The sequence below is a fragment of the Blautia hansenii DSM 20583 genome (assembly GCF_002222595.2).
Classification (GTDB): domain Bacteria; phylum Bacillota; class Clostridia; order Lachnospirales; family Lachnospiraceae; genus Blautia; species Blautia hansenii.
The window spans coordinates 1-12,500 of record NZ_CP022413.2 but is presented as its reverse complement, the minus strand read 5'-3'; the positions used below and the strand labels follow the sequence as shown (position 1 = coordinate 12,500).

Sequence of the window (12,500 nt, the reverse complement as noted above, 5' to 3'; positions counted from 1 at the left end):
CCTGATATAATGGCTCTGTATCAGTCAAATCCGTATATTTGTGCATTGCACCGCAGGAATTTCCCATAGCATGTGTATATTCACAACAGATAAATGGCTTTGTTCGGTCTTTTTCCAAGAACTTTTTAATATTTTCTACGCTTGTATACATTTGACTTTCCATATCACTGGTGTCATTATAACGCCTGTCATGGAATACGCCTTCATAATGTACCAGTCTGGTAGGGTCTTCTTTTTTATAAAATCTGGACATTTCATAAATATCTTTACCGCCATAGGACTCATTTCCGCAAGACCAGATTAGAATAGACGGATGATTTTTATCTCTTTGGTACATGGAATTTACTCTGTCCAGCATCATTGCAAGCCATTTTGGATTGTCCATAGGTACAACCCCTGATTTGTCCCCTGCATACACAGCAGGAGCATCCCATGAGCCGTGGGACTCCAGATTATTTTCTGCAATCATATACAAACCATATTCATCACAGAGTTCATAAATCATAGTTTCATCTGGATAATGGCTGGTGCGGATTGCATTGATATTATTCTGTTTCATGGTCGTAATATCTTTGATTACATCTTCTTTTTTTACATGACGGCCTGTCGCAGAACAAAATTCATGACGATTAACACCTTTAAATACAATACGTTTTCCGTTTAATGTCATGAGATTATTTTTCATCTCAAATCTACGAAATCCTACTTTTTGAGGAACTACTTCCACAACATCTCCATTCTCATTCATTACTTCCAGTAATAAATCATATAGATTTGGTACTTCTGCACTCCAAAGCTTTGGATTTTCTGTTTTTATTACAAAAGTGCTGTCTTCTTCTAATAAATTCTCCTGGCAACAAACAATTTCTTCTTGATGAGATAAAGTAATGCGAACTTTTCCTGCTGCTGAAGCTTTTACTTTTATTTCCAAATCTGCTTTTGCAAAAGTATCATCCAGATAAGTTCTCACTCTTAAATCTGCAATATGAACCTCCGGAATGGTATACAGGTATACATCTCGATATAATCCTGAAAACCGGAAGAAATCCTGATCTTCACACCAACTGCTGCTTGTCCACTTAAACACCTGTGCTGCCAGCTTATTTTTTCCATCTTTGATGTAAGGAGTTAATTCAAATTCAGAAGGTGTAAAGCTGTCTTCACTATATCCTACAAATTCCCCGTTTAACCAAACCGCCAATCCGCTTTCTGCTCCGTGAAAGGATATAAAAATTCTTTTTCCTTTCATATTTTCCGGAACTTCAAAGTATTTTACATAGCTTGCCACAGGATTAAATTCTTCCGGAATTTGTCCCGGCACAATATATTCTTTTCCTTCCCACGGATACTGCACATTGGCATACTGCGGCACATCATATCCTTCCATCTGAATATGAGCAGGCACACGGATATCATCCCATGCTTTACAGCAATATTCCTCTTTTTCAAATCCCTGTATGGCGCTTCTGTAATTTTTTGCATAATGGAATTTCCAAAGTCCGTTTAAACTGTATTTAAAATCTTCCTCTTCAATCTCCATAGCTTCTAAAGATTGATAATATCTATGGCTGGAATGTGCATCTAAACGATTGTCTCTGAAATATTCAGGATTTTTCACCTGATTATAATCAAACGTCTTCATTTCGTATCTCCTTTTCTCTTGCTGATATGTCTCTATTTTACCATTGATATTTCTCCTATTGTATGATATGTTTAGCTAAATAATATAACATTTCGAAACAGGTGATAAAAATGCCCATTTACTTCAGAGACACTCCCTTAAATGAACCATTTACCTTTAATTCCATTGGAAATCATTGGACACAGGAAGCTACCATTCGTCCAAAGGGATATCCTCTCTATCATTATTTGCAAACGGAAAAAGGCTTTGGAAATATTTCCATTCAGGGAAGACATTATACCTTAAAAGAGGGGGAAGGATTTCTCATTGCCCCCCATATAAACCACTCCTACTACGGGGAAACAAATGAGTGGAATACCTGTTTTTTTACTTTTGCAGGAACACTGGAAAGCAATATCGGCAAAATTCTAGGTGGCAGACCGGTTATTTTTACTTCAAAAGAGCAGGGCGTGCAAATTGCACAGATTATTGAAAACACCATAAAAAAATATGAGCATCCTCCTTTAGATGCAAAAGCATTGTCTGTTGACTGTTATCGTCTTCTTATGTTTTTTGCCGATGGTGTATCCACAGAAAATTTTATTCACGAACCGCTCTACCAAAGATATGTTGCTCCTGTTTTAAAGGAAATCGAAAGCAATTATGCAGAAGAACTTACCATTCAGGAATTAAGTCATCAGGTTTTCATTACGCCTCAATATCTCACTCGTCTCTTTCAACGTTTTCTGGGCTGTTCTGCGTATGAATATCTAACGACTTGGAGAATGAACAAGGCAAAAGAGCTTCTTCTCACCTTTCCCCATGCAGAGGTACAGGAAATTGCCAGACAAAGCGGTTTTACAGACTCCAGCCACTTCATTGCCATGTTTAAGAAAACGACGGGAATGACACCCTTGGAATTTCGGAAATTAAATTAAAAGGGTCTGTCGCATTCGACAGCCCCTTTTTATTCGTTTTCTTTTATTACTTTTTCAATTCGTGATTTTACCTCTGCGGCAATCTCCACTGTTTTCATGTCCTTATATTCTTCGTAAAGCATCGGCTTTAAAATATGCACCTGAACGGTAACTCTCTCAATCGACTTTGTATCAAAGGATTTATAAGAGTCGATAAGCGCTATCGGAACAATGGGACATTTTGCCTTTGTGGCGCTTTTAAAGCTTCCACCTTTAAAATCATGAACATTGTTTGGATCCTTTGTCCTTGTACCTTCCGGAAAAATCAGATAATTTCTGCCTTCCTTTACTTCCTTTGCCACCTGAAGGATGACCTGCATGGATTGTCTTACATCATCTCTGTCAATGGCATAAGCCTTCATACACGCAAAGACCTGTTTCAGAAACGGAATATTCTGTACTTCCTTTTTCATAACTACGGAAAATGGTCTCGGACATGCATGCATAATTGCAAGTACATCAAACAGTCCCTGATGATTAGGAAAAAACATAAAACCGTCTTCTTTTGGGATATTTTCCTGTCCATGTACATCAATGGTGATACGTCCGCCTTTAATTGCCCGACTGTCAATAAAACGCAGCATTTTATAACGTTCTTCCTCTGTGTACTTCTCTACGTGCCGTGCGTAATAACACAGTTTAAACCACATAACCGGTACTAAGAGAATATTATATGCTACCATCAAAATTATTCTTTTCACTGTTCTCTCCGCTATTTTACTATTTCCTCAAATTTATTTTGCAGGCTGTTCTCATATTTTGGATTTTTTCTGATAAAAGTCTGGTATGCTTTATCATATTCCTGATAAACATCGCCCTTCATAAATTCGCTGTATTCTTTTCTGGAGTTTTCACTCATTTTCTCGTTTACATCTTTTGCAGGTACAACATAGTATTTTTTATCCTTCTTCTTCACATAATAGAAGGACATCGCCGGTACTTCCAAAGTCTCCTTCTGTTTTTTTACCTTGTAGTCATACCACACATACACCAATTCGTATTTATCGAATTTTCCTAAAGATTTTGATTTTCTAAACTCTACTTTATCTGCTTCGTGTGCCTTAAAATAATCCATATTATAGTCGATTTCCTTCTGAATCTCCTTGGCACACTTTTTATCCGGATTAACACCAAAAGCCTTTTTCACAGCTTCCTCATCCTGATTTTGATAAGCGCTGATTAAGGATTTTACCACTGCTTCCGGGCTTTTGTGGCTGATTTTTGTGCCACACCCGCCCAGCAGCAGGATAGAAATCATAATCATACAAATTATAATCCCTTTTTTATTCTTCATGCTCCCCATATCTCCTACTCGGCGAGGTCTTCTGTCTCTGTATTCTCAGAAATTTCTTCCTCTTTCTCTCTTACCTTTGCAATACTTGCAACCGTAATATCGTCCTTTAAGTCCATAAGTTTTACACCGGAGGTAATTCTGCCTAAAATGGAAATTCCTTCACATTCCAGACGAATGATAATTCCCTCTGTTGTAATCATCATAATTTCATTTTCGCTGTTTACTGCTTTTACACCGATTACATTACCTGTTTTTTCTGTAATCTTATAGCATTTTACACCTTTTCCTCCTCTGTTTTGGCGTGTAAATTCACTGATGGATGTTCTCTTTCCAAGTCCCTTCTCAGATACAATCAACAGATAATCGCCCTGACAGGTAAGCTGCATGCCGATAACCTCATCCTCTTCCAGAAGATTGATGCCTCTTACTCCCATAGAAACTCTACCGGTGCTTCTTACGTCAGTCTCATTAAAACGAATACACTGTCCGAATTTTGTAACCAGAATAATATCTTTCTTGTTATCTGTAAATTTAACCTCAATCAGCTCATCATCTTCCCTTAAAGCAATGGCTGCAAGACCTGTTTTTCTCACGTTTTCATAGTCTTCAATCGGTGTCTTTTTCACCAGACCGTTCTTTGTTGCCATGAACAGATAATTGCCCTTTTTAAACTCATTGATTGGAATTACGGCTGTAATCTTTTCTTCCGGCTGAAGCTGAAGCAGATTGATAATGGCTGTTCCCCTTGCTGTACGGCTTGCCTCCGGAATTTCATAAGCCTTAATTCTGTATACACGACCTGCACTGGTAAAGAACATGAGGTAGTGGTGGGTTGTTGTCATTAAAAGTTCCTCGATGTAATCGTCATCAATGGTAGACATACCCTTAATTCCTTTTCCACCACGGTTCTGGCTGCGGAAGTTATCTACGGTCATTCTCTTTATGTAACCCAGCTTTGTCATGGCAATGACTGTATTTTCCTTCGGAATTAAATCTTCCATGGAAATATCAAATTCATCATATCCAATGGCTGTTCTTCTGTCATCTCCGTATTTCTCCGCAATCGCCAGAATTTCCTGTCTGATAACACGAAGAAGCAGGTTTCTGTCTGAAAGAATTGCTTTTAATTCTCTGATTTTGATTTCCAGCTCCTGAAATTCTTTTTCCAGACGTTCTCTCTCCATTCCGGTAAGCTGATACAGACGCATGTTTACAATTTCCTGAGCCTGTACTTCTGAGAAATCAAAGGTATCCATTAAAGTTTCCTTTGCTTCCTGTCTTGTCTTTGAGCTTCTGATAATTTTAATAATCTGGTCAATTACATCTAATGCTTTTAGGAGTCCTGATACAATATGCGCTCTGGCTTCTGCCTTATTTAAGTCATACTGTGTCCTTCTTGTCACAACCTCTTCCTGATGTGCCAGATAATGCTCCAGCATTTCCAGAAGACTCATGACCTTTGGTGTATTGCCTACCAGCGCCAGCATAATAACGCCAAAAGTATCCTGCATCTGTGTGTGCTTATACAGACGGTTTAAGATAACATTTGCATTTGCATCTCGTCTTAAAGTAATACAAATACGCATACCTTCTCTGTTGGAATGGTCGCTGATATCTGTAATTCCATCAATTTTCTTATCTCTTACCAGTTCGGCAATCTTTTCAATAAGTCTGGCTTTATTTACCATATATGGCAGCTCTGTAACGATAATCTGACTCTTTCCGTTTGGAAGCGTCTCAATATCCGTCACTGCACGTACTCTGATTTTACCTCGTCCTGTACGGTACGCTTCTTCAATTCCCCTTGTCCCTAAAATGGTTGCTCCCGTTGGAAAATCCGGTCCTTTTACAATGGACAGCAGCTCGTCAATGGTAGTTTCTCTCTGCTCCTCAATCTGATTGTCAATGATTTTCACAACTGCATTGACAATTTCTCTCAGATTGTGCGGAGGAATATTGGTTGCCATACCAACGGCAATACCGGAAGTTCCGTTTACCAGAAGGTTTGGGTATCTGGATGGAAGAACCGTAGGCTCTTTTTCCGTTCCGTCAAAGTTCGGTGCGAAATCAATGGTATTTTTATTGATGTCCGCCAGCATTTCCATGGAAATTTTACTTAAACGTGCCTCTGTGTAACGCATGGCAGCAGCGCCGTCTCCATCCACAGAACCGAAGTTTCCGTGACCGTCTACCAACGGATAGCGGGTAGACCAGTCCTGTGCCATATTTACTAACGCACCATAAATAGAGCTGTCACCGTGAGGATGATATTTACCCATGGTATCACCTACGATACGGGCACATTTTCTATGAGGCTTATCCGGCCCGTTGTTCAGCTCAATCATGGAGTAAAGAATTCTTCTTTGAACAGGCTTTAACCCGTCTCTTACATCAGGAAGGGCTCGTGAAGCAATTACGCTCATGGCATACTCTATATAAGACTCCTCCATCTTTTTCTGTAAGTCCACTTCCTGAATTTTATCAAATACATTTTCTTCCATTTAGCTTCTCCTTATCATGCAGGGTTATTAAATATCCAGATTTTTTGCATACTTGGCATTTTCTTCAATAAATTCCCTTCTCGGCTCTACCTTGTCACCCATAAGGGTAGTAAATGTCAAATCCAGCTCGGATGTAGAGTCTTCATCCATTACCACACGCATAAGAATACGGCTTTCCGGATCCATGGTTGTCTCCCAAAGCTGGTCCGCATCCATCTCTCCCAGACCTTTGTAACGCTGAATGTTACAGCCGTCCATGCCGATTTCGGCAAGGATATCAGCCTGTTCCTGTTCTGTATACGCATAATGAATTTTCTTGTTTTTCTCAATTTTAAATAATGGCGGCTTTGCAAGATACACATAGCCCTGCTTAATCAATTCCGGCATAAAGCGATAAAGGAAGGTCAAAAGCAGTGTTGCAATATGAGCGCCGTCTACATCGGCATCTGTCATAATAATAATTTTATGATAACGAAGCTTTGAAATATCAAAATCTTCGTGAATTCCCGTTCCGAATGCAGTAATCATGGCTTTAATCTCTGCATTTGCATAAATTTTATCAAGACGTGCCTTTTCTACATTCAAAATTTTACCTCTAAGGGGCAAAATAGCCTGTGTTGCTCTGCTTCTGGCAGTCTTTGCAGAACCGCCCGCAGAGTCACCCTCTACGATATAAATTTCGCATTTGCTTGGGTCTTTATCCACGCAGTCTGCCAGCTTACCCGGCAGAGATGTTCCATCTAAAGCAGATTTTCTTCTTGTAAGCTCTCTTGCTTTTCTTGCAGCATCTCTTGCTCTCTGGGAAAGCAGAGATTTCTCAATAATAATTTTTGCCACGGCAGGGTTCTGCTCCAAATAAATCTCAAGCTGATTGCTTACAATACCATCAACAGCGCCTCTTGCCTCGCTGTTTCCCAGCTTCTGCTTTGTCTGTCCCTCAAACTGAGGGTCTTCAATTTTAACGCTGATAATCGCTGTCAATCCTTCACGGATATCCTCTCCTGTAAGGTTCTGTTCGCTTTCCTTCAAAAGCTTGTTCTTTCTTGCATACTCATTAAAGGTCTTTGTAAGAGCATTACGAAATCCCACAATATGAGTTCCACCTTCCGGTGTTGTAATATTATTTACAAATCCATAAGTATTTTCTGTATAAGCGTCATTATGCTGCATGGCAACTTCTACCATAACACCGTCTTTATTACCTTCAAAGTAAAGAATCTCTTCATAAAGTGCTGTATTGCTCTTGTTCAGATATTGAACAAATTCTTTAATACCGCCTTCATAGTGGAAAGTTACTTCCTTCTCTTCTTCTTCACGTTTATCTCTTGCAATAATTCTTAAACCTTTTGTCAAAAAAGCAATTTCTCTGAAACGATGTTTCAATGTTCCAAAATCAAAAATTGTTTCTTCAAAAATTTCCGGATCCGGTAAAAACGTAACCATAGTTCCTGTTTTCTCCGGTTCACATTCTCCTACGATCTTCAGGCTATAAACAGTTTTTCCTCTCTCATATCTCTGTCTGTAAATCTTTCCTTCATGGAAAATTGTTACTTCAAGCCAGGTAGAGAGGGCATTTACTACCGATGCACCTACACCGTGAAGACCGCCGGATACTTTATATCCTCCACCACCGAATTTACCGCCCGCATGAAGAATTGTAAATACAACCTCAACAGCCGGAATACCTGCCTTCTGGTTAATTCCAACAGGAATTCCACGTCCGTTATCAATAACTGTAATTGAATTGTCTTCATTGATTGACACATCAATGGTATCGCAATAGCCTGCCAAAGCTTCGTCTACTGCATTATCTACGATTTCATAAACCAGATGATGAAGACCTCTTGAAGAAGTGCTACCGATATACATACCCGGTCTTTTTCTGACTGCTTCAAGTCCCTCCAAAATTTGTATCTGGTCTGCTCCGTACTCTGTTTTAATTTCTGTACTCATGCAATTCCTCCTGTTTTCCGGTAATTCCGGTAGTTGCTCAGTTTTCTGTGTTATATGTATTATGTAAACCTTTCATTCAGGAAGGACAAAATACATCTCCGTCTATTACTTTAAAAATTTTGTTGATATGAAACCTTTTATCTATAAAATCATCCAAGCCTGTACAGGTAATCATAGTCTGCACATGGCTGATGCTGTTTAAGAGATAATTCTGCCTGTTCGAGTCAAGCTCTGACAAAACATCATCTAAAAGCAGAACCGGCATATCCTTTATCACCTTCTTCACCATATAGATTTCCGAAAGCTTTAAAGACAGTGCAGCAGTTCGCTGCTGCCCCTGAGAACCGTATCTGCGAATATCAATTCCGTTGACCTTCACACTGAAATCATCTCTGTGCGGTCCTACGGAAGTCTGTTTAAAGCGACAGTCCTTTTCCCTGTTTTTGGAAAGCTCCTGATAAAAATTCTCATCGGGTACGCTAGGCTCATAAACCAGCTCTATTTTTTCACGGTTTCCGGTGATACTGCTATGTATCTTCTCCATAATACCATTTATCTCATCAATAAACCTGCGGCGGGTTTCAATAATCTCCCTGCCATATTGTACAAACTGCTCATCCCAGATTTCCAGCGTATCTTTTAAAGACTCCTGAAAAGCAATATCCTTTAGCAGCTTATTTCTCTGGTTCAGAACATGATTATAACTGGAAAGATTGGATAAATAAAGCTTGTCTAATTGACATAACTCTAAATCCATAAAACGCCTTCTCTCTCCCGGACCGTTTTTAATAATATTCAAGTCCTCCGGAGAGAAAAACACAATATTTAAAAGTCCAAACAATTCACTGGCTTTGCGGATAGGAATTCCGTCAATGGCAATTCCTTTTGGTTTACTTTTCTTTAAGTGCATATCAATTTTGCGGGATATACCGTCTTTATTGACAAACATACGGATATGCGCCTCATCCGCATCAAACTTTATCAGCTCTCTGTCCTTACTCCCTCTGTGGGATTTTGTTGTACTGCATAAATATGCAGCTTCCAGTATATTTGTCTTTCCTTGGGCATTATCCCCATAAAAAATATTGGTTCCCTTATCAAATTCCAGCGCCAATGAGTTGTAATTTCTGTAATTTTTAAGTTCTATTGATTCGATATACATGTATACACCTATTTTACAATTTTAATTTCTTCTCCGTGAAAAGAAATCACATCACCATCATATAATTTGCGGCCACGTCTGGTATCAACCTCTCCGTTTACCAAAACCTCGCCATCCTGAATAACATATTTGGCTTCAACACCGTCTTCCACTAAATTTGCGGCTTTCAAAGCCTGACCTAATTTTATAAATTCATCTCTAAGCTTAATTACTTCCATTTTTTCTCCTTTTATCTGCTGACAGCGTTAAAGTTTACAGGCAAAATCAGATAAATATACTGCTGATTATCATCACGGATAAAGCATGGAGCTTTGGCATTCATGAGATAAATGCTGACTTCTTCATCATCAATTACCTTGAGGGCATCAATTAAAAACTTTGGATTAAAGCCGATCATAATGTCTTTTCCCTCTTTTTCAATATCAATATCCTCTTTCATAGAACCAATCTGGGAGTCAATGCGAAGCTCCATCTGTCCGTTCTGGATATTGATAATAATCGGTTTTTTATCTCCCTCTTTTACAAGAAGTGTTGCTCTGTCAATACAATCTAAAAATTCTTTCTTGTTAATCTTAACTTTTGTTTCATAATCACTGGAAAGCATCTGGTCAATCTTAAAGTATTCCCCTTCGATTAAGCGGGAAACTACTTTTGTATCATCAAATTCAAATAAAATATGATTTGCAGAAAGATAAATTTCAACCATATCTTCCAGCTCACCGGATAAAATTTTGCTGATTTCATTTAATGTTTTTCCCGGAACAACAACTTTACGGTCTTCGCAGTTTTCTTTTAATCCGATTTTTCTGATAGAAATACGGTGTCCGTCAAGAGAAATCACTCTTAACATGTTGTTTTCTATCTGGAAAAGTTCTCCTGTCATCAATTTATTATTCTCATTTACAGCAATAGAGAAAATCGTCTGACGAATAATTTCTTTTAAAGTAAACTGTGAAACCCGTATGCAATCATTTTTTTCTATTAAAGGCAAATAGGAAAAATCTTCACCTGATTTACCGGGAATATTAAATTTTGCTTTTTCACAGGTAATAGTAGCATTTAATTTTTCATCTGTTTCAATGGTAACATCATTATCCGGAAGCTTACGGACAATTTCTGAAAAGATTTTTGCATCCAAAGCAATGATACCTTTTTCAAGAACCAGTCCCTGAACACGGGTTTCGATACCTAATTCCATATCATTGGATGTAAATTTAATATCATTTGTTGAAGCATCGATTAAAATACATTCTAAAATAGGCATTGTTGTTTTGCCTGGAACGGCTTTCATGACAATACTGACACTTTTTTGAAGTTCAGATTTTGGGCAAACTAATTTCATAGTGTGAATAACTTCCTTTCTGTGTGAGGTGGTTAAATAAAAATATAAAAGAATAAAAAATTCGTAGTAACCGCCGTAGGGGCTGTGAATATGTGAATAACTCATTTAACCCTAGAAAATACGGGCTTTAAGTGTATGGATAACTTTGTGGGTTAAGGTTGAAATTCAAGTGTAAGACCTGTTGATAAAAATGTGGGTTAAAAACCGCAAAAATATCAAAAAAGGTTTTCCACACGTAATTCACATCATATACACCTGTTGGTGTGGATAAAAATTATTCTATTTTGACGGATTTATTTTCTTCTTTAAAATATCAATAATTTCCTGTGTAGGAGCAGCGTTTGAACCGTTTAATTCAGCTTCGATTTTATCAATTCCGTTCATAATGGTGGTGTGGTCCCTGCCTCCTAAGACTTTGCCGATATTTTTTAAGGTTACTTCTGTCATACTGCGGCATAAATACATGACAATCTGTCTTGGAAATACAATTTTTGCATTTCTTTTATTACCGGTTAAGTCTGAAGGCTGCAAATCAAAGTGTTCTGCAACGACTTCAATAATAAGCTCCGGTGTGATAATGCGCTTCTGATTAGGAGAAATAATATCTTTTAATACTTTTTCGGCTAAAGCCAGATTAATTTCACTTTTCTCAAGGTTGGCGTAAGCCATAATTTTATTGAGAGAACCTTCCAGCTCACGAATATTTGATTTTACGTTTTTGGCAATGTATTCAATGACCTCGTCATCAATTTTGTAACCGTCCAGTTCTTCCTTTTTACGAAGAATTGCCATTCTAGTTTCATAATCAGGAGAAGAAATATCGACAATTAAGCCCCATTCAAAACGAGAACGAAGGCGGTCTTCCAGAATTTCCATATCCTTTGGCGGTTTATCAGATGAAATAACAATCTGTTTTTTCGCTCCGTGAAGGGCATTAAAGGTATGGAAAAATTCTTCCTGTGTAGACTCTTTTCCTATAATAAACTGAATATCATCAATTAACAGAACGTCAATGTTGCGATATTTTTCACGAAATTTGGACATAGTGGTATTATTACCGTTACGAATAGAGTCAATCAATTCGTTTGTAAAATATTCACTTGTTACATATAAAACTTTTGCACTTGGATTTTTCTGTAATACAAAATGTGCAATGGAGTGCATTAAGTGGGTTTTTCCAAGACCTACACCACCGTAGATAAACAGCGGATTATAGGCTTCTCCCGGAGACTCGGCAACTGCCAAGGATGCGGCATGTGCCATTTTGTTGTTATTTCCCACGACAAAAGTGTCAAAAGTATAGCGTGGATTTAAATTGGCTTTTTCAATATTTTCGTTTAAGCTTACGGGCGCTGCTGTCGGAGGTTCTTTAAATTCTTCCTTAATATCTTCCGGAAGAACAAGAGAAATCTCAAAATCCTGCCCGATGGTCTCTGCAATGGAGACCTTTAAGGGGAGAAGGTATTTCTTATTGATATAATCTAACGCCATGCTCCCGTTTGTAACAATAATTGTCACAACATTTCCCTCTACTTTATAAACCTCTAAAGGTTCAAGCCACGCATTGAAGGAAACATCAGACACATCATGTTCAATTTTAATCATATTTAAGATATCTGACCATTTTTCCTGTATTATGTGCATTTTCAT

Annotated in this window: 10 protein-coding genes (1 of these 10 running past the window's edge); 1 reads left to right on the top strand and 9 read right to left on the bottom strand. The window is 38.1% G+C overall.

Annotated features, from left to right (window positions below; genetic code table 11):
• A protein-coding gene (lacZ, locus tag CGC63_RS00050; protein ID WP_003021798.1) for a beta-galactosidase, LacZ type crosses the window boundary here: on the bottom strand, positions 1 to 1,642 show its 5' portion. The gene continues 1,394 nt to the left of window position 1, outside the view; the window shows 1,642 of its 3,036 coding nt (coding positions 1–1,642); its start codon is at positions 1,640 to 1,642; its stop codon lies beyond the left edge, outside the window.
• Positions 1,643 to 1,752: 110 nt separating this feature from the next.
• Between lacZ and CGC63_RS00045 the strand changes: the two genes are divergently transcribed.
• The gene (locus CGC63_RS00045; protein ID WP_003021800.1) at positions 1,753 to 2,559 is read left to right on the top strand and encodes an AraC family transcriptional regulator; all 807 of its coding nucleotides are present in this window, start codon (positions 1,753 to 1,755) and stop codon (positions 2,557 to 2,559) included.
• Between the two features lie 29 nt (positions 2,560 to 2,588).
• Here the strand turns inward: CGC63_RS00045 and CGC63_RS00040 are convergent, their stop codons facing one another.
• The 8 genes from CGC63_RS00040 to dnaA form a co-directional block, all read right to left on the bottom strand.
• Complete coding sequence (locus CGC63_RS00040; RefSeq protein ID WP_022238931.1) at positions 2,589 to 3,299, bottom strand: lysophospholipid acyltransferase family protein; 711 nt, start codon at positions 3,297 to 3,299, stop codon at positions 2,589 to 2,591.
• 11 nt (positions 3,300 to 3,310) lie between these two features.
• The gene (locus tag CGC63_RS00035) at positions 3,311 to 3,892 is read right to left on the bottom strand and encodes a hypothetical protein (RefSeq protein WP_009247055.1); all 582 of its coding nucleotides are present in this window, start codon (positions 3,890 to 3,892) and stop codon (positions 3,311 to 3,313) included.
• A gap of 14 nt (positions 3,893 to 3,906) precedes the next feature.
• Positions 3,907 to 6,393, bottom strand: coding sequence for a DNA gyrase subunit A (gyrA, locus tag CGC63_RS00030; protein WP_003021807.1), 2,487 nt, complete (start codon positions 6,391 to 6,393; stop codon positions 3,907 to 3,909).
• A 27-nt stretch (positions 6,394 to 6,420) separates the two neighbouring features.
• Positions 6,421 to 8,346 (bottom strand): DNA topoisomerase (ATP-hydrolyzing) subunit B, encoded by a 1,926-nt coding sequence (gene gyrB / locus CGC63_RS00025; protein ID WP_003021810.1) that lies wholly within the window; start codon positions 8,344 to 8,346, stop codon positions 6,421 to 6,423.
• A gap of 76 nt (positions 8,347 to 8,422) precedes the next feature.
• Entirely contained in the window at positions 8,423 to 9,508 is a 1,086-nt protein-coding gene (gene recF, locus CGC63_RS00020; protein ID WP_003021813.1) for a DNA replication/repair protein RecF, read from the bottom strand.
• Between the two features lie 8 nt (positions 9,509 to 9,516).
• Complete coding sequence (locus CGC63_RS00015; protein ID WP_003021815.1) at positions 9,517 to 9,726, bottom strand: RNA-binding S4 domain-containing protein; 210 nt, start codon at positions 9,724 to 9,726, stop codon at positions 9,517 to 9,519.
• A gap of 11 nt (positions 9,727 to 9,737) precedes the next feature.
• Positions 9,738 to 10,850 carry a DNA polymerase III subunit beta gene (gene dnaN / locus CGC63_RS00010; protein ID WP_003021818.1) on the bottom strand — a complete coding sequence of 371 codons (1,113 nt, stop codon included), beginning with the start codon at positions 10,848 to 10,850 and terminating at the stop codon, positions 9,738 to 9,740.
• A gap of 279 nt (positions 10,851 to 11,129) precedes the next feature.
• Complete coding sequence (dnaA, locus tag CGC63_RS00005) at positions 11,130 to 12,494, bottom strand: chromosomal replication initiator protein DnaA (protein ID WP_040351181.1); 1,365 nt, start codon at positions 12,492 to 12,494, stop codon at positions 11,130 to 11,132.
• Between the last annotated feature and the right edge of the window lie 6 nt (positions 12,495 to 12,500).